The sequence below is a fragment of the Pseudomonas sp. FSL W7-0098 genome (genome assembly GCF_005930585.1).
GTDB classification, from domain to species: Bacteria; Pseudomonadota; Gammaproteobacteria; order Pseudomonadales; family Pseudomonadaceae; genus Aquipseudomonas; species Aquipseudomonas bubulae.
Map to the genome: position 1 here is coordinate 325,547 of NZ_RXHW01000001.1, position 17,425 is coordinate 342,971.

General features: G+C 57.2%; 14 protein-coding genes. 8 read left to right on the top strand and 6 right to left on the bottom strand.

Annotation, left to right across the window (positions count from 1 at the left end):
• Positions 1 to 5: 5 nt before the first annotated feature.
• Positions 6 to 1,301, bottom strand: a complete 1,296-nt coding sequence (locus tag FHL07_RS01535; RefSeq protein ID WP_095019187.1) for an ATP-binding protein — start codon at positions 1,299 to 1,301, stop codon at positions 6 to 8.
• Positions 1,302 to 1,305: 4 nt separating this feature from the next.
• Complete coding sequence (locus tag FHL07_RS01540) at positions 1,306 to 2,007, bottom strand: response regulator transcription factor (RefSeq protein WP_095000260.1); 702 nt, start codon at positions 2,005 to 2,007, stop codon at positions 1,306 to 1,308.
• A 170-nt stretch (positions 2,008 to 2,177) separates the two neighbouring features.
• On the opposite strand from FHL07_RS01540, the gene FHL07_RS01545 reads away from it, so the two are divergent.
• The 3 genes from FHL07_RS01545 to FHL07_RS01555 are packed head-to-tail and all read left to right on the top strand — an operon-like array spanning position 2,178 to position 7,124.
• Entirely contained in the window at positions 2,178 to 3,332 is a 1,155-nt protein-coding gene (locus FHL07_RS01545; RefSeq protein WP_095000261.1) for an efflux RND transporter periplasmic adaptor subunit, read from the top strand.
• Positions 3,333 to 3,334: 2 nt separating this feature from the next.
• The gene (locus FHL07_RS01550; RefSeq protein ID WP_138737996.1) at positions 3,335 to 6,436 is read left to right on the top strand and encodes an efflux RND transporter permease subunit; all 3,102 of its coding nucleotides are present in this window, start codon (positions 3,335 to 3,337) and stop codon (positions 6,434 to 6,436) included.
• 52 nt (positions 6,437 to 6,488) lie between these two features.
• Positions 6,489 to 7,124 (top strand): DUF1345 domain-containing protein, encoded by a 636-nt coding sequence (locus tag FHL07_RS01555; protein WP_095000263.1) that lies wholly within the window; start codon positions 6,489 to 6,491, stop codon positions 7,122 to 7,124.
• A 57-nt stretch (positions 7,125 to 7,181) separates the two neighbouring features.
• On the opposite strand, the gene hppD is transcribed toward FHL07_RS01555, so the two are convergent.
• Positions 7,182 to 8,258 carry a 4-hydroxyphenylpyruvate dioxygenase gene (gene hppD, locus FHL07_RS01560; RefSeq protein WP_095000264.1) on the bottom strand — a complete coding sequence of 359 codons (1,077 nt, stop codon included), beginning with the start codon at positions 8,256 to 8,258 and terminating at the stop codon, positions 7,182 to 7,184.
• A 337-nt stretch (positions 8,259 to 8,595) separates the two neighbouring features.
• On the opposite strand from hppD, the gene FHL07_RS01565 reads away from it, so the two are divergent.
• The 3 genes from FHL07_RS01565 (at position 8,596) to gloA (ending at position 11,809) form a co-directional block, all read left to right on the top strand.
• Positions 8,596 to 10,143, top strand: a complete 1,548-nt coding sequence (locus tag FHL07_RS01565; RefSeq protein ID WP_138737997.1) for an EAL domain-containing protein — start codon at positions 8,596 to 8,598, stop codon at positions 10,141 to 10,143.
• Between the two features lie 243 nt (positions 10,144 to 10,386).
• Positions 10,387 to 10,746 (top strand): histone-like nucleoid-structuring protein, MvaT/MvaU family, encoded by a 360-nt coding sequence (locus tag FHL07_RS01570; protein WP_095019215.1) that lies wholly within the window; start codon positions 10,387 to 10,389, stop codon positions 10,744 to 10,746.
• A gap of 541 nt (positions 10,747 to 11,287) precedes the next feature.
• On the top strand, positions 11,288 to 11,809 hold the full coding sequence (gene gloA / locus FHL07_RS01575) for a lactoylglutathione lyase (protein WP_095019190.1): 522 nt from the start codon (positions 11,288 to 11,290) through the stop codon (positions 11,807 to 11,809).
• Positions 11,810 to 11,865: 56 nt separating this feature from the next.
• Here gloA and ahpF read toward each other — a convergent pair whose 3' ends face one another.
• From ahpF to FHL07_RS01590, 3 genes are all read right to left on the bottom strand, one after another.
• A complete protein-coding gene (gene ahpF, locus FHL07_RS01580; protein WP_095000267.1) occupies positions 11,866 to 13,428 on the bottom strand; it encodes an alkyl hydroperoxide reductase subunit F in 1,563 nt (520 codons plus the stop codon).
• A gap of 127 nt (positions 13,429 to 13,555) precedes the next feature.
• Positions 13,556 to 14,119 (bottom strand): alkyl hydroperoxide reductase subunit C, encoded by a 564-nt coding sequence (gene ahpC, locus FHL07_RS01585; RefSeq protein WP_016780891.1) that lies wholly within the window; start codon positions 14,117 to 14,119, stop codon positions 13,556 to 13,558.
• Between the two features lie 172 nt (positions 14,120 to 14,291).
• Entirely contained in the window at positions 14,292 to 15,230 is a 939-nt protein-coding gene (locus FHL07_RS01590) for a site-specific integrase (protein WP_095000268.1), read from the bottom strand.
• A gap of 178 nt (positions 15,231 to 15,408) precedes the next feature.
• Here FHL07_RS01590 and FHL07_RS01595 point away from each other — a divergent pair, with 178 nt between their 5' ends.
• Together FHL07_RS01595 and efeU are read left to right on the top strand one after the other, a co-directional pair.
• Positions 15,409 to 16,416 (top strand): DNA-binding protein, encoded by a 1,008-nt coding sequence (locus FHL07_RS01595; protein ID WP_095023896.1) that lies wholly within the window; start codon positions 15,409 to 15,411, stop codon positions 16,414 to 16,416.
• Positions 16,417 to 16,577: 161 nt separating this feature from the next.
• Positions 16,578 to 17,420, top strand: a complete 843-nt coding sequence (gene efeU / locus FHL07_RS01600) for an iron uptake transporter permease EfeU (RefSeq protein ID WP_095019194.1) — start codon at positions 16,578 to 16,580, stop codon at positions 17,418 to 17,420.
• The last annotated feature ends 5 nt before the right edge of the window (positions 17,421 to 17,425 follow it).

A 17,425-nucleotide genomic window follows, 5' to 3' on the forward strand; every position in this document is an offset into this window, starting at 1 on the left:
CTTCTTCAGGCCGGCAACCAGAGCTTGAAGCGGGCGCCGCCCAGAGGCGATTGTTCGACATTCAGCGTCCCGCCCTGCGCTTGCAGGGCGCGACGACTGATCGCCAGGCCCAGGCCGAAGCCCCCGGTTGCCCGGTCGCGACTGCGATCCAGGCGGTAGAACGGCTCAAAAATTCGCTCGCGTTCCTGTTCGGGAATGCCGATGCCATCGTCATCTACCCACATCTCACAGCCTTGCGCAGTGACGCTTACACCCACCTGAATTCGTCGGTCGCAATAACGCATGGCATTGCGCAACAGGTTTTGCAGCGCCCGGGCAGTCAGGTGCGGATCAAGGGCAAAACGCTCTTGAGCACCGTGTAACAACACATCCAGCACGATTTCGGGCGCTTCGAGCTCCTCATCGAAACTGCCGAGGATGCTGTCGATAAACTCGTCCAGCGAGACCTCTACCCTTTCCGGCATCAAAGCCGGGTTTTGCAGGCGGCTGAATGACAGCAGCTCAAGCACCAGCCCATCCAGTTCGCGAATATGCCCCACCAGCACTTGCAGGCGCTCACGGCTAGCCCGGGGCAAGTCGTCGCACAAAACCAGGGCCAGGCCGAAGTCCAGGCGCGTCAATGGCGTACGCAACTCGTGGGATACCGCATTGAGCAGGTCCCGCTGCTGGTTGAGCAGGTGCTCGACATCCTGCGCCATGGCGTCGAACACCGTGGCCAGGCCGTGAATATTGGAACGTTGGGAGATCTGCGTACGCTCGCTGAGTTGCCCCTGACCGATACGTGCCGCGGTCAGTTTGAGTCGCTCCAGGTCGCGCCAGTGCGGTCGCAGCCAAAGCAGCAAGCCACCGAGCATGGCGGCACCGATCAGTACGTTGATGCTCCAATACAGCACATTCATGTCAAAGGGGTCTGGCGGCATGACCCATTCGATTGCAACCTGATCGTCCAGCGGTGAAACCACCAGCGTACGCCAGCCCCACTCGCCAATGCGCAAGACGCCCTGCCCCTGCTTCAACTGCTGTTGCTCGTCGGCAGTGAACTTGGCATCGCTAATGGGCAGCAGATTGACCCGTATCGGCTGGAACTGCGTGTCGATTTCTCGGGCGAGTTCAGGCCATTGCTCAGGGGGCAGATGATGGAACTGTTTGACCAGCAAGGCCTGCATGCCCCGCGACATGTCGATGTTGTAGTTCATGAAGCGCTCATGAAACAGCGACACGATCACCCCGGGGATCAGGTAACTGGCCGTGGCAAACGTCACGATGGTCACCAGATACAGGCGTATCAGAATCTTGAGCATGGATTCAGCATTCCCATTCCGAGCGACTGAACAGGTAGCCCTTGCCCCATACGGTCTTGATCTTGCGCGCTTCGCCGGCGCAGTCATCGAACTTGCGCCGCAGCTTGGAAATGGCCACATCGACCGAGCGATCAGTACCGTTGAACTCAATGCCACGCAGACGCTGCAGAATCTGGTCACGGCTCAGCACTTCGCCGGCATGCCGGGCCAGCACCACCAGCAGGTTGTACTCGCCGCTGGACAACTCGATCATCTGCCCGCGCCAACTGACGGTGCGTTCCGACAGGTCGATGCACAGGTTGCCGATAACGATACGGTCACTGGCTACTTGCGGCTCGGCCAGGCTGCTGCGACGCAAAAGAGTGCGTACCCGGGCCAACAACACCCGTGGCTCGCAAGGTTTTGTCACATAATCGTCGGCCCCCATCTCTAGCCCCAGCACCTGATCATGGCTATCGTCGCGGGCTGTCAACATCAGGATCGGCAGGCTTGCTGACTCGGTACGGAGCAAACGGCAGACTTGCAGGCCATCAAGGCCTGGCAACATCAGGTCAAGAATGACCAGGTCAGGCGGGTTGCTTCTCGCCCTGTCACAGACTTGATCACCTCGGGCAATCACGCTGACTTGATAGCCATTGCGCTCCAGATAGCTGGCAATCAGCTCCGAAAGTGCGGCATCGTCTTCGACCAGCAAAATAGTGGGCATAATAACTGCTTACAACCGGGGGAAACCCGAAGGATATACAACCTGGCAGGGATAGCCGCATAACCTTCACACTTTTTCACACTCCCTCTACATAGCTTCACAACGCCCCTTGCGTGCTGCGCTTAGCATGCCAAACAGAAACATCCCGCATATTTCAGAAGGCACGATCGTTGAAAAAGCTCTTCGCCCCTCTATTTCTCACGGCCCTGGCCCTGGCCATCAGTGCCTGTGACAAAAGTCCGGTCGCTGAAACCCGACCTCCTTTGGCCAAAGTGCGCAGCGAAGTCATCGCTACGGCGCCGCTGTCGGTCAATAACGAATTGAGCGGGCGCGTGGTCGCCCCGCGCGTGGCGCAAGTCAGTGCCCGTGTTGCAGGCGTGGTGCTCAAGCGCGTGTACATCGAAGGCAGTGAAGTCAAACAGGGCGACGTGCTGTTTTTGATCGACCCTGCACCGTTTCAGGCCGATCTGGACAGCGCTCAGGCAGCATTGCGCAAATCCGAGGCAGTGGCCCTGCAGGCAAAACTGCAGGACCAGCGTTATGCCGAGCTGATCGGCATCAATGCCATCAGCCGCCAGGATCATGACAACGCACGGGCAGCGGCCCAGCAGGCCAACGCCGATGTGGCTGCCAACAAGGCCGCCGTCCAGCGGGCAAAACTGAACCTGGGCTATGCCACCGTGACCGCGCCGATTTCCGGGCGCATTGGCCGGGCGCTGGTTACGGAAGGTGCACTGGTTGGCCAGGGCGAGGTCACGCCAATGGCGCGCATCCAGCAACTGAACCCGATCCATGTCGACCTCACCCAGTCCACCCGCGACCTGGACAACCTGCGTGAAGCTTTCCGCGCTGGCGAATTGCAACAAGTTGGCAAGCAACAGGCCAGGGCCACCCTGATTCGTGACAATGGCAGTCTCTACCCGTTGCCGGGCAAGCTGCTGTTCACCGACGTCACCGTGGACCCGAGCACCGGGCAGATCATTCTGCGCAGCGAGTTCCCCAACCCGGACTACGACCTGTTGCCCGGCAGCTTTGTGCGGGTACGCCTGGAACAGGCCGTCAACAAGGAAGGCATCAGCGTGCCGCAACGGGCAATCCTGCGCGACAGCGCCGGCATCGCCCAGGTGCTGCTGATCGATGCCGACAACCGCGTGCAGCTGCAACCGGTACAACTGGGCGGCGCGCAGAATGATCGCTGGGCGGTCACGTCCGGGCTTAAGGCCGGTGACCGGATTGTCACTGAAGGCCTGCAACACGCCCGCCCGGGCGAACAAGTACAAATAGATGACCCGACACTTCCTCTCGCACACTCCACGGATCGGTGAGCATGCCGCAGTTCTTTATCGACCGCCCGGTCTTTGCCTGGGTCGTTGCGTTGTTCATTATGCTGGCGGGGGCTTTGGCCATCCCGCAGCTGCCCGTCGCCAAATACCCCGATGTGGCACCGCCGCAGGTCGAGGTGTACGCGATTTACCCCGGCGCCTCGGCACAAACCCTGGACGAAAGCGTAGTCAGTCTGATCGAGCAGGAGCTCAACGGTACCGACGGCCTGCTCTATTTCGAATCCCAAAGCAGCCTGGGCAGTGCCAGCATTACCGCGACGTTCAAACCCGGCACTGACCCGGAAATGGCCCAGGTGGATGTCCAGAACCGCCTTAAAGCGGTGGAATCACGCCTGCCCCAGGCGGTTATCCAGCAAGGCTTGCAGGTGGAGAAGATCTCCTCGGGCTTTCTGATGCTGGTGACCCTGACCGCCGACAGCACCAGCACGCTGGACGAGGTCGCGCTAAGCGACTACCTGGCGCGCAACGTGATGAACGAGGTCAAGCGTATCGACGGCGTCGGCAAGGCCCAGCTGTATGGTGCCGAGCGGGCCATGCGCATCTGGATCGACCCGCAGAAGCTGATCGGTTTCAACCTGACCCCAGCGGATGTCAACCAGGCCATTGCCAGCCAGAACGCCCAGGTATCGGCAGGCAGCATCGGCGACTTGCCGGGTCGTTCTACCCAGGAAATAACCGCCACGGTACTGGTCAAGGGTCAGCTCTCAACCCCGCAAGAGTTTGCCGATATTGTCCTGCGCGCCAACCCGGACGGTTCAACCGTGCGCGTCAGCGATGTGGCCCGGGTTGAGATCGGTAGCCAGGAATACCAGTACGGCACCCGCTTGAACGGCAAGTCGGCCAGCGCCTTCAGCGTCAAGCTGGCCCCGGAAGCCAACGCGCTGAATACCGGCAACCTGATTCGCGCCAAGATGGACGAGCTCAGCCGCTACTTCCCGGCCGGTGTCGAGTACACCATCCCCTATGACACCACGCCCTTTGTCAAAGTCTCGATTACCAAGGTCATCTACACCCTGGTCGAAGCCATGGTGCTGGTGTTTCTGGTGATGTACCTGTTCTTGCAGAACATTCGCTACACCCTGATCCCGACCCTGGTGGTGCCGGTGGCGCTGATGGGCACGTTCGCCACGATGCTGGTACTGGGATTCTCGATCAACGTCCTGACCATGTTCGGCATGGTGCTGGCCATCGGCATTCTGGTGGACGATGCCATTGTGGTGGTGGAGAACGTCGAGCGGATCATGGTCAGCGAGGGGTTGTCGCCCCGCGAGGCCACACGCAAGGCGATGACCCAGATCAGCGGCGCGATTGTCGGCATCACCCTGGTGCTGGTGGCCGTGTTTATTCCGATGGCATTCATGCCGGGCTCGGTGGGGGTTATTTACCAGCAGTTCTCGCTGTCGATGGCGACCTCGATTCTGTTCTCGGCATTTCTGGCCCTGTCATTGACCCCGGCGCTGTGCGCAACCCTGCTCAAGCCGATCGCCAAGGGCGAGCATCACGCCAAGGGCGGGTTTTTTGGCTGGTTCAACCGCAAGTTCGAGCACCTGAGCGCAGGTTATGAAAACTGGGTGGTGCATCTGATCAAGCGCAGCGGCCGCTATCTGCTGCTATATGGTGCTTTGCTGGTGGTTCTGGTGTTGTGCTTTGCGCGCCTGCCCTCGTCTTTTTTACCGGTCGAGGATCAGGGTTACATCATCACCGATATCCAGTTGCCACCCGGTGCCAGCCAGAACCGCACAATCAACGTGGTCGAGCAGATCGAGGCCCACAACGCCAGCGAGACCGGCGTGGGCAACACCACGATGATTCTGGGTTTCAGCTTCTCGGGCAGCGGGCAAAACGCGGCACTGGCCTTCACCACCCTGAAGGACTGGTCGCAACGCGGCGCCAAAGACTCGGCGTCTGCCATCGCCGATCGGGCCAACGCTGCCTTCAGTGAAATCAAGGACGCGATTGCCTTTGCCATCTTGCCACCCCCGGTCAGCGGCCTGGGTACGTCCAGTGGTTTTGAGTTCCGCCTGCAAGACCGCGGCGGGGTCGGTTATGACGCCTTGATGCAAGCCCGCAGCGAACTGCTGGCACTGGCGGAAAAAAGCCCGGTGCTGGCCAATGTCCGCGAAGAAGCACTGGCAGAGAGCCCGCAAGTGCAGCTGGAGGTCGATCGCAAGCGCGCCAATGCGCTGGGCATCTCCTTTGCAGACATCGGCGCAGTGCTGTCTACCGCCGTAGGGTCGGCCTATATCAACGACTTTCCGAACCAGGGGCGCATGCAGCGGGTCGTGGTGCAGGCTGAAGGCGACCAGCGCAGCCAGGTCGAAGACTTGCTGAAAATCAATGTGCGCAACGACCAGGTCAAGATGGTACCGCTCTCGGCCTTTGTCGAGGCCCGCTGGATCCAGGGGCCATCGCAGTTGACCCGCTACAACGGTTACCCGGCGATTAGCATCTCCGGCGAGTCGGCTGCCGGCCACAGCACCGGCGAGGCGATGGTAGAAGTGCAGCGTCTGGTCGACCAGTTGCCTGCAGGTCTGGGGCTGGAATGGACCGGCCTGTCCTTGCAGGAGCAGGTTTCCGGGGCGCAGGCACCGGTTCTGCTGGCCTTGTCGCTGCTGATCGTGTTCCTGTGCCTGGCAGCGTTGTACGAGAGCTGGTCGATACCGACTGCGGTGTTGCTCGTAGTGCCATTGGGCGTCCTGGGCGCCGTGCTGGCAGTCACGCTGCGCGGGATGCCCAATGACGTATTCTTCAAAGTAGGCCTGATTACGATTATTGGTTTGTCCGCGAAGAACGCCATCTTGATCATCGAGTTTGCCAAGACGCTGTACGACGAAGGCCATGATCTGGTGGACGCTACCGTGCAAGCCGCCCGCCTTCGTCTACGGCCGATTGTCATGACATCGCTGGCGTTTATCCTCGGTGTAGTGCCACTGGCCATTGCCACGGGGGCCAGCTCGGCCAGCCAGCAGGCCATCGGTACGGGGGTGATTGGCGGCATGATCGTCGCCACCCTGGCAGTGGTATTTGTGCCAGTGTTCTTCGTTGTTGTAATGAAACTGACAAGAAGTAAACCTCGTCAGCGTTAAGCCAGCGCGCTGCGTGCTAAGGTGCTGTATTAACTGGTAACAGGGATTGTTTATGCCGCACCTTGCCCGCACCCATCCTCGCCTTACTGTCGCCACCCTGATCGGGGTGGCAGTAGGCATCTTTGCTCCAGCCTCCACTCTGACCAGCAAATTCCTGCTGGGCTGGAATGCCGGTGTCTGGCTGTATCTGGCAATGACGCTCTGGCTGGTGATCCGTTCCAAAGCCAGTGACGTGAAAAGTACAGCCGAAGTGGAAGATGAAAACGCCAGTATGGTGTTGATCACCGTATGCATTGCTTCGATTGCCAGTCTGGCTGCCGTTACCCTTGAACTGTCAGGCAGCAAGCTCAGCGATGACGATCGCCTGATGCATTACGGTTTTACCGGGCTGACGGTGGTGGGTTCGTGGTTGATGATCGGGGTGATTTTCAGCCTGCATTACGCAAGACTGTTCTATAACAACGAAGGGACTGAGCCGGCGTTGCGCTTCCCTGAAGGGGAACTGAACCCGGACTACTGGGACTTTATGTACTTCTCTTTCACCCTCAGTGTTGCGGTACAAACAGCTGATGTGAGTATCGCTACCCGAGAAATGCGCAAGGCGGTGCTGGGGCATTCACTGCTGGGGTTTTTGTTCAACACGGCCGTGCTGGGGTTTTCGATCAATATTGCGGCGGGATTGTTTTAACCGGGCAGTTCAAAGCCCCTCTCCCTTTGGGAGAGGGGCTTTTAGTCAGCAGCTCTGTTAGTCAGCGCTCAATACGCCACGACGTACCTGGTCGCGCTCGATGGATTCGAACAACGCTTTAAAGTTGCCCTCACCAAAACCGTCATCACCCTTACGCTGAATAAACTCAAAGAACACCGGCCCCATCAGGGTTTCCGAGAAGATCTGCAGCAGCAGACGCTTGTCATCCGAGTCAGAGGAACCGTCCAGCAATATGCCACGCGATTGCAGGGCTTCAACCGGCTCGCCGTGATTCGGCAGACGCCCTTCCAGCATTTCGTAGTAGGTCTCAGGCGGTGCCGTCATAAAGCGCATGCCGATTTTTTTCAGGGCGTCCCAGGTCTTGATCAAGTCATCGCTGAGGAAAGCCACGTGCTGAATGCCTTCGCCATTGAACTGCATCAGGAATTCTTCGATCTGGCCTGCGCCCTTGGACGACTCTTCGTTCAAGGGAATGCGGATCATGCCGTCCGGAGCGGTCATGGCCTTGGAGGTCAGGCCGGTGTATTCGCCCTTGATGTCGAAATAACGAATTTCACGGAAGTTGAACAGCTTCTCGTAGAAGTTGGCCCAGTAAGCCATACGCCCGCGATACACGTTATGGGTCAGGTGATCGATGATCTTGAGCCCGGCACCTACCGGGTGGCGGTCTACACCTTCGATAAAGACAAAGTCGATATCGTAAATCGAGCTGCCTTCACCGTAACGATCAATCAGATACAGCGGCGCGCCGCCAATGCCTTTAATGGCTGGCAGGTTCAGCTCCATTGGCCCTGTAGGGATATGCACTGGTTGTGCGCCAAGTTCCAGCGCGCGGTTGTAGGCTTGTTGCGCATTGCGCACGCGAAAAGCCATGCCACAAACCGAAGGGCCGTGTTCCGCCGCGAAGTAGGACGCAACACTGTGGGGCTCATTGTTGAGGATCAGATTGATATCGCCCTGGCGATACAAGTGCACGTCCTTGGAGCGATGGGTTGCTACCTTGGTGAAGCCCATGATTTCAAATACAGGCTCAAGGGTATTGGGTACAGGGGACGCGAATTCGATGAATTCAAAGCCCATCAGGCCCATCGGGTTTTCGTATAGATCAGCCATTTTTGGCGCCTCATCATGGTCATTTTTAGAATTAACAGAGGTTATTTGCTAAGAATGCGGATGCTGGCAGGAGGCGCACAGGAGATCCCGCGTACACTGCGCGCGAGAAAATCACCGTAGATCAATTGCAACCCGAATCGCTTCATTTCGATCCATCTCTTACGCGGTAGGGCTTCTGCTCGCAGAAGTCGTTATTCTTGTATGCGTAAGCCGATTCTACATGGCGTAATCATATTTGTCCTACGCCATATGAAATTGCCCTGTGTGCGGCGCATGCCTTTACTATTGTTCTGTCAGTTTGCACCCAAGCCATCTCCACGCGTTACCAGGATCCTGCATGCCACTCACTCTGAAGCTGAGCCGAAAATGGACTGATCGCTACGCCCTGATTGTACTTAGCGGCTTGTTGCCAGTAGTACTGGGGGTTCTGATCATTGTCTGGCAGGCCAACCGGTCACTCAAACAGGAGACCACACAAACCGCCCAAGAGGCAGTGCGTCAGTTTGACTTGATGCTGGACAATGCAAAGCTTGCTGCCGATGTCGTCTTGCCGCTGGCAGGCCAGGACTGCGAGCACGTTGAACTGGCCTTGCGCGATCAGGTCACGCGCCGACCCTTCGTGCGTTCGGTTAACCTGGTGTGGGACAACCAGATTTACTGCACTTCTTTATTTGGCAATTTCAAAGAAGCCGTAACCCCCGAAAACTATGCGGGTGGTGTGTTGTGGCTGATGCCAGGCACGCTGGTGACACCCAATGACCCCGTCCTGGTTTATCGGCAAAACCAGGAAAAGCGCGGCGTGCTGATCAGCCTGTACGGTTTTCATCTGGTTAACGTTTTAGGGCTGATCAATCAGAAAACCCAATTACTGATAGAAGTTGGCAATGTATGGATTGATCGCTATGGCCTGGTGCGCAACACACCGTCACCTCATCTGCCCGTAGCTCAAGCAACAGTACCTTCAACTGATTACCCCTACCGCGTAGTCGCCGGGTTTAATGAGGGTGAAATCTGGCGCTATGTCGCCTCGCAATACCCGGGCTTGATGGCTTTATTTATGTTCCTCGGGGTTATTTCTGCGGCGACAGTTCATCAACTCAAAAAACGCGCCACCTCCCCCACCCATGAACTGCAGCGAGCCCTGGACGCTGCCGAATTTATTCCTTACTTGCAGCCGGTTGTAAGGGGCGACACCAAACAATGGGCCGGCGCCGAAGTATTGATGCGCTGGCAACACCCTAAAGAAGGGCTGGTTCGTCCCGATCTGTTTATCCCGTTCGCAGAACATTCGGGATTGATTGTGCCGATGACGCGCTCGCTGATGGAACAAACCGCACTCTTGCTGGCCCCTCATGCCAATAGCATGGAGCGCGGGTTTCACCTGGCATTCAATATTACCGCTCATCATTGCCAGAATCTGGAGTTGGTAGAGGACTGCCGGCGCTTTCTCGAAGCGTTCCCGCCAGGGCATATCAATCTTGTACTGGAACTTACCGAGCGCGAGTTGATCGTACCGAGCACCACAACCCATCAATTGTTTAGCCAGTTGCACGCACTGGGGGTCATGATTGCCATTGATGATTTTGGCACCGGCCATTCCAGCTTGAGTTACTTGCGCGAGTTCAACGTTGATTACTTGAAAATCGATCAGAGCTTTGTCGCCATGATCGGCGCCGATGCATTGTCCGGGCATATTCTGGAGAGCATTATTGAACTAAGCGCCAAGCTGGACCTGGGCATTGTCGCCGAAGGCGTAGAAACACAAGAGCAAAGCCAGTACCTGGCCGACCATGGGGTTGATTTTTTGCAGGGCTATTTATTTGCCCGGCCAATGCAACCGGTCGACTTTATCCGGGCTTTGCAGGCGCAGTTAACGACCACTTAATAATAAACAGCCGTGCAGTTTAAAAACTTTTTTCAAACTGCCCCGCGCGGGACTTGGCAGCACAAGAATTAACAACTACAATTTTTTTGTCGCGACACGAACTTTAAATGATTGCATCAACAGGCGTGCCGACCAGGAGCAACCCCCTTGGACGCACGCACTGTAAATCTTGTGCATTCCAAACCAAACATCATTAATTCGCCTCGGTCACGTACCACCGAAGCTGTGAATGGAGTAATGACTTTGTCTAGACTTGCTGAGTTTCGCGCTGCTGAAAAAGCGCTACAAGAACAGCTGGCTCAATTGGAAGCCTTGAAAAATGATGCCGGACTTAAAAAAGAAATCGAGTTCGAAGAAAAACTTCAAGCCTTGATGAAAACCTACGGTAAAAATCTTCGGGACATCATCGCCATCCTTGACCCCAACCCTGCGGCGTCAAAAGGGGCATCTGCGCCCAAGCAGCGCAAGGCGCGGGTGCTTAAGGTCTATCAGAATCCGCACACCGGCGAGCTGATAGAAACCAAAGGCGGCAACCACCGCGGTTTGAAAGCCTGGAAAGAAGAATACGGCGCAGCCACCGTGGATACCTGGCTTCGTGCATAAAGCCCGTGCACACTCTAAGCCCTGCCTGTGCAGGGCTTTTTTATCCGCACAACTTTTAAAGCTGTTTAACTAAAAGGTTCAACTTGATTCAACTTTGCTTAATCTTGGGCGGATGTTTAATGCACCACATGAAGGTGCCAGCCAGAAAAGGCACTGCCCGCTTCCGTCGTTGAATATGCCTGCATCAATAACTGCCCCGCCCGTGCGCCAACACTCAACTGACTACGGCTAAAACAGTAATACCGAGTAGGAATTATCCTGTTGTGACATCCATGCGTCCAAAAGACCGTGAACACGCCGGCGCTTCACAATTTTTTCACATCGCGGGTCACAGGATAGAGGCTGCTAAAGGACTAGCGCCCCATGCCCGCTTCGGCGGGCTTCTTTTTGCCCGTGATTTGCCCCGCAACCCAACTGCCTCCCTGCCGCAGACCGCTTGCGCCCTGAAAACGGGTTTGGCGCCAGACGTCACATTCCGTATCATTCGCCCATCACGCTCACCGTAGCGACCGATCACCTATGCCTTATTTTCGGAGGGTTCATGAGCCTGCAAGACCTGAACAACATTCCCGGCGTCACTGCTTCCCCGGATAGCGCTACGCACAACTTCGTTTTCAACCACACCATGCTGCGCGTCAAGAACATCGAGAAATCCCTGGATTTCTATACCCGCGTCCTGGGTTTCTCGCTGGTTGAGAAGCGCGACTTCCCTGAAGCCGAGTTCAGCCTGTACTTTCTGGCCCTGGTGGACAAGGCGCAGATCCCGGCAGACGACGCAGCCCGTACACTGTGGATGAAGTCCATCCCCGGCATCCTGGAGCTGACCCATAACCACGGTTCAGAAACCGATGACAGCGTGGTCTACCACAACGGCAACACCGACCCGCGCGGCTTTGGCCATATCTGCATTTCGGTACCGGATATTCGTGCTGCCTGCGAGCGCTTTGAAGCTCTGAATGTGGACTTCCAGAAGCGCCTGAACGATGGGCGCATGAAATCCCTGGCATTCGTCAAGGACCCGGACGGTTACTGGGTCGAAATCATCCAGCCACAACCGATGTAAAAATCGAACGAAAAAAAACCCCATGACTGCTCATGGGGTTTTTTGTTTGCGCCCGGTTATTCCGGCGCTGAAGAACGGATCAAGTGATCAAAGGCACTCAGTGAGGCTTTGGCGCCCTCGCCCACTGCAATCACGATCTGCTTGTATGGCACGGTGGTCACGTCACCGGCGGCAAAAATGCCGGGGATCGAGGTTTCACCGCGGGCATCGACAACGATCTCGCCGCGGGGCGAAAGCTCGACAGTACCCTTGAGCCAGTCAGTGTTTGGCAACAGGCCGATCTGTACAAAGATCCCTTCCAGTTCGACCGTATGAACTTCACCGGACTGACGATCCTTGTAGCGCAGGCCGTTCACTTTCTGGCCGTCACCGGTGACCTCGGTGGTCTGTGCATTGGTGATGACCTTCACGTTAGGCAAACTGTGCAGCTTGCGTTGCAACACGGCATCGGCACGCAGCTTGGTATCGAACTCCAGCAGGGTGACATGCGCCACAATACCCGCCAGGTCAATGGCTGCTTCGACACCAGAGTTGCCGCCGCCGATTACCGCGACGCGCTTGCCCTTGAACAGCGGACCGTCGCAGTGCGGGCAGTAAGCCACGCCACGGCTACGGTATTCCTGCTCGCCGGGCACGTTCATTTCACGCCAGCGCGCACCGGTGGCCAGAATTACGGTCTTGGCCTTGAGCGAAGCGCCGCTGGCAAACTTCACCTCGTGCAACTCACCTGCCTTGCCGGCAATCAGCTTGTCGGCACGCTGCAGGTTCATGATATCGACGTCGTATTGCTTGACGTGCTCCTCAAGTGCAGTGGCGAGCTTGGGCCCTTCAGTTTCCTGAACCGAGATAAAGTTCTCGATGGCCATGGTGTCCAGCACCTGACCGCCGAAGCGCTCGGCAGCCACACCAGTACGGATGCCTTTGCGGGCAGCATAGATCGCCGCGGCAGCACCGGCCGGGCCGCCGCCGATCACCAGCACGTCAAAAGCTTCCTTGGCGCTGATTTTTTCGGCCTGACGCTCAATTGCACTGGTGTCCAGCTTGCCCAGAATCTCTTCCAGGCCCATGCGGCCCTGACCAAAGTTGACACCGTTAAGGTAAACGCTGGGTACCGCCATCACTTGACGCTCGGTCACTTCGTCCTGGAACAGGGCACCGTCAATCGCCACATGGTGAATATTCGGGTTAAGCACTGCCATCAGGTTCAGCGCCTGCACAACGTCAGGGCAGTTCTGGCAGGACAGCGAGAAATAGGTCTCGAAGTTGAACTCGCCTTTAAGGGAGCGAATCTGTTCAATTACTTCGGCACTGGCTTTCGATGGGTGGCCGCCTACTTGCAGCAAGGCCAACACCAGCGAAGTAAATTCGTGGCCCATCGGAATGCCTGCAAAACGCAGGCTGATATCGCCGCCCGGGCGGTTCAGCGAAAACGAAGGCTTGCGCACATCGTTACCGTTATCCAGCAGGGTGATCATGCTGGAAAGGCTGGCGATTTCTTTTAACAGGTCATGCATTTCACGGGATTTCGCACCGTCGTCGAGAGAGGCAACAATCTCGATCGGCTGCGTGACCCGCTCCAGGTATGACTTCAACTGAGCTTTTAGATTGGCGTCCAACATACGGGCGATCTCCTTTGAACATGAATTTTTTACAAAAAAACGCCCGAGCGAATCTCGCCCGGGCGTTTTGAGGGCGATGCGGCTTACAACTCAGGTGCGGATCACCGCCCTTGGCTGGTTCACGGCCTTAGATCTTGCCAACCAGGTCCAGCGATGGAGCCAAGGTGGACTCACCTTCTTTCCATTTGGCAGGGCACACTTCGCCCGGGTGAGCAGCAACGTACTGAGCGGCCTTGATTTTGCGCAGCAGCTCGGAAGCGTCACGGCCAACACCGCCATCGTTCAGCTCGACGATTTTGATCTGACCTTCAGGGTTGATCACGAAAGTGCCGCGATCAGCCAGGCCTGCTTCTTCGATCAGTACGTCGAAGTTGCGGGAGATGGTCAGCGTAGGGTCGCCGATCATGGTGTACTGGATTTTGCCGATGGCTGGCGAAGTGTTGTGCCAGGCAGCGTGGGCAAAGTGGGTGTCAGTCGACACGCTGTAGATTTCCACGCCGAGTTTTTTGAACTCTTCGTAGTTGTCAGCCAGGTCTTCCAGTTCGGTTGGGCAAACGAAGGTGAAGTCGGCCGGGTAGAAGAACACCACCGACCACTTGCCTTTCAGGTCAGCGTCCGACACTTCCACGAAGCTGCCGTTTTTGTAGGCAGTTGCTTTGAATGGTTTAACTTGGCTGTTGATGATAGGCATCGTTGACTCTCCGTCAGGGTTGAAAAGTTGATGGGGTGAATCCTAACAACACATTTCGTATCTGGCTCATTGGCAAAGCTGATGCTGACGATTGGTTTTAGCTATCAGGCGTACCTATAAATAGCCGAAAACTAAATATGATCCACCTGAACAGGTTTCAACTTGATGTCGATCAGTTGCCGATGTTTTTTTGCGCGGTGATGCTCATCCCGGTAAACGGGGTGGCTTCAACATAGCGCATGGCTGACTTTATGTCTTTCCAGCCGACGTAATTCATCAGTGACTTCAAATCCCAGCCACTTTGATGGGCCCATGTCGCAAAACCGCGACGCAGGGAGTGACTGGTGTATTGCTCGGCCGCAATGCCCGCACGCTCCAGCGCCTGGCGCAGCAACGGGATCACACTGTTGGCGTGCAAGCCCTCCTCCCCCAGGTTGCCCCAGCGATCGATTCCGCGGAACACCGGGCCGCGGACCAACGCCGCGGTATTGAGCCATTCGATGTAGGCGCGCACCGGGCACAGTCGCAGCAGGGCCGGGGTCTGAAAGGTTTTGCCGAGGTTGTCGCGGTCACTTTTGCTGCGTGGCAGATACAAGGTAATGCCTGCCCCTTCTACAGCCTGCACATGCTCGACTTGCAGGCGGCATAACTCATCACTGCGGAATCCGCGCCAGAAGCCGAGCAGGATCAGGGCGGCGTCACGCCTTGCGCGCAGCAGCCCCGGCTGATCACCACTGGCTTGCGCCGCCAGGGCCTCAGCCTCCAACCACTCGACCACCTGCTCAAGATGCTGCAATTGCAGCGGTGCTGCCTGCTTCTCCTGCACGGGATGCAGTGCCCGAATGCCCTTGAATACCTTGCGCACCATCGGCGCCTTGGTCGGGTCGGCAAACCCCTGACTGTTGTGCCACTGGGCAATCGCTGACAGGCGCAGCTTGAGGGTGTTGATCGACAATTGCCCGGCATGAGCCACCAGATAACGCGCCACGCTATCGCTGGTGGCCGGCAGAAACCCGCCCCAGGTCACTTCGAAGTGCTCAATGGCCGCCCGATAACTGCGGCGGGTGTTGTCGCGGGTCGCGGCGTTCAGGTAGCGATCCAGCTCGCTCATGGGCAGTTCTCTTGTGTGGCGTACCGAAAACAGGCCTTAAAAGCAGTTTCAAGGCTCTGGCACGGGATAATACCAGTATATCCCGTCTTATTTTTCATTAAATAACATCAATAAAATGTGCTAACCTAGTATGTAATTACTTGATACATACCACAGTACATAATCGTAGGAGATGGCCATGGCCCGTGGCGGCGTAAACAAGGCAGTGGTGCAAATTGCACGCACCGCGATCCTGGCTCGAGGCGAACACCCGAGCATTGATGCGGTACGTATCGAGATGGGCAATACCGGGTCGAAAACCACGATCCATCGCTATCTAAAGGAACTGGACGAAGTTGACTCGCGCCGTGGCGTGCCTCGTGAGCAAATCGATGATGAGCTGACTGAGCTGGTTGCCCGCCTCGCCCAGCGCCTGCAGGAGCAGGCACAAGAGCCTATTGACCGGGCTCAGGCGCATTACGAACAGCTCAAAGTGCAACTGCAGGCGCAGTTGAACGAAGCACAGGAGGCCCGGGCTCAGCTGGAACAGCAGCTGGAGATTCAGGGCACAGCACTGCAGCAGGAAAGCGCCAGTCTCGACGCCACCCGCTCCATGCTGCAAACCGAGCAGACCCGCAATGCCGCCCTGAACCAGGCGTGCAGCGACTTTGACCTGCGCCTCAAGGACCGTGACGAGCAGATCCGCTCGCTGGAAGAGAAGCACCTGCATGCCCGCGATGCGCTGGAGCACTATCGCAGCGCGACCAAGGAACAGCGCGAGCAGGATCAGCGCCGTCATGAAGGCCAGTTGCAGCAGGTGCAAATGGAACTGCGTCAGGCCCAGCAAAGTGCATTGGTACGCCAGGATGAAATCACCCAGCTGCATCGCGACAATGAGCGCGTACTGAGCGAGAGCCGCGCACTGGGCAAGGAACTGAACCAGGCCAATGACCTGCAGCACAAGCTGGGCAACCAGAATACGCAGCTCAACACCCAACTCAGTCAGCTGCAAAGTGAACGCACCCTGCTTCAAGAGCGCCTGCGCGTAGCCACGCAGGAAAGTGAAGGCTTGAAACAGGCCCACGCACAGATCCAGGAAAGCCACGCAGCCCTTTCCTTGCGCGCCATAAAGGCTGAAACCGCGCTGGAAAGCCTGCAGGAGCTAAAGAAGGATGCTGATCAAAGCGTGCTCACCAAAGACCAGTAGGACTACCTGACTCGATCCTGGCCCGCTCCCGCAAAAGCTGAATAGACACCCCCATCTTCGTTCAGCAACCGTTCAGCAAATGCAATCGATTCTTGTTTGGCAATACGTATCAGTATGTTACAAATTAGCACCCTAACTAATTTGTGACGCGGTAGCCCACCATGCTGGTTCCATTTCTGATCATGCTGCGCGAAGGGATTGAGGCCGCACTTATCGTCGGCATCATTGCCAGTTATCTCAAGCAAACAGGCCGCGGGCAGTGGATGCCCGCCGTATGGGTCGGGGTGTTTCTGGCCGCCGCCCTGTCTTTGCTGGTGGGCGGCGGGCTGGAGTTGATGAGCGCCGAGTTCCCGCAAAAACAGCAAGAACTGTTCGAAGGCATCGTCGGCCTCATTGCCGTGGGCATTCTCAGCTCAATGGTATTCTGGATGCGCAAGGTCGCGCGCTCGATCAAGCATTCGCTGCACACCTCCCTCGATCACGCCCTCGCCGGCTCCCGGCATCAAGTCACGGCACTGATTGCCATGGTCTTTTTTGCCGTCGCCCGGGAAGGGCTTGAAACCGTATTTTTCCTGTTAGCCGTCTTCCAGCAAAGCGAAGGCCCCGCCGCACCCCTGGGCGCCCTGCTCGGCCTGCTGCTGGCCATCGGCGTCGGCTTTGCCATTTACAGCGGCAGCATGCGCCTGAACCTGGGGCTGTTTTTCCGCTGGACCGGCCTGTTTATTCTGGTGGTCGCTGCGGGCATCCTGGCCAACTCGGTACAGGCCCTGCACGAGGCAGGCCTGTGGAACCACTGGCAAGACGTGGTCTTTGATATCAGCGCCCACTTGCCGATGGATGGCCCGCTAGGCTCCGTACTGGCTGGCATGTTCGGCTATCAGGACGCCCCCACCGTCAGCGTGCTCGGTGCGTATGTGATTTATCTGGTCGTCACGCTGGTGATGTTCTTTCGCCCGCCGGCGCCCGCCAAAACCGCACACCCTTCTTCAGTAACAAACCCATAAGGTCA

Coding starts and splice junctions, on each gene's coding strand:
- FHL07_RS01535 (WP_095019187.1), bottom strand. CDS start 1,301: ATGCTCAAGATTCTGATACGCCTGTATCTGGTGACCATCGTGACGTTT.
- FHL07_RS01540 (WP_095000260.1), bottom strand. CDS start 2,007: ATGCCCACTATTTTGCTGGTCGAAGACGATGCCGCACTTTCGGAGCTG.
- FHL07_RS01550 (WP_138737996.1), top strand. CDS start 3,335: ATGCCGCAGTTCTTTATCGACCGCCCGGTCTTTGCCTGGGTCGTTGCG.
- FHL07_RS01555 (WP_095000263.1), top strand. CDS start 6,489: ATGCCGCACCTTGCCCGCACCCATCCTCGCCTTACTGTCGCCACCCTG.
- hppD (WP_095000264.1), bottom strand. CDS start 8,258: ATGGCTGATCTATACGAAAACCCGATGGGCCTGATGGGCTTTGAATTC.
- FHL07_RS01565 (WP_138737997.1), top strand. CDS start 8,596: ATGCCACTCACTCTGAAGCTGAGCCGAAAATGGACTGATCGCTACGCC.
- gloA (WP_095019190.1), top strand. CDS start 11,288: ATGAGCCTGCAAGACCTGAACAACATTCCCGGCGTCACTGCTTCCCCG.
- ahpF (WP_095000267.1), bottom strand. CDS start 13,428: ATGTTGGACGCCAATCTAAAAGCTCAGTTGAAGTCATACCTGGAGCGG.
- ahpC (WP_016780891.1), bottom strand. CDS start 14,119: ATGCCTATCATCAACAGCCAAGTTAAACCATTCAAAGCAACTGCCTAC.
- FHL07_RS01590 (WP_095000268.1), bottom strand. CDS start 15,230: ATGAGCGAGCTGGATCGCTACCTGAACGCCGCGACCCGCGACAACACC.
- FHL07_RS01595 (WP_095023896.1), top strand. CDS start 15,409: ATGGCCCGTGGCGGCGTAAACAAGGCAGTGGTGCAAATTGCACGCACC.
- efeU (WP_095019194.1), top strand. CDS start 16,578: ATGCTGGTTCCATTTCTGATCATGCTGCGCGAAGGGATTGAGGCCGCA.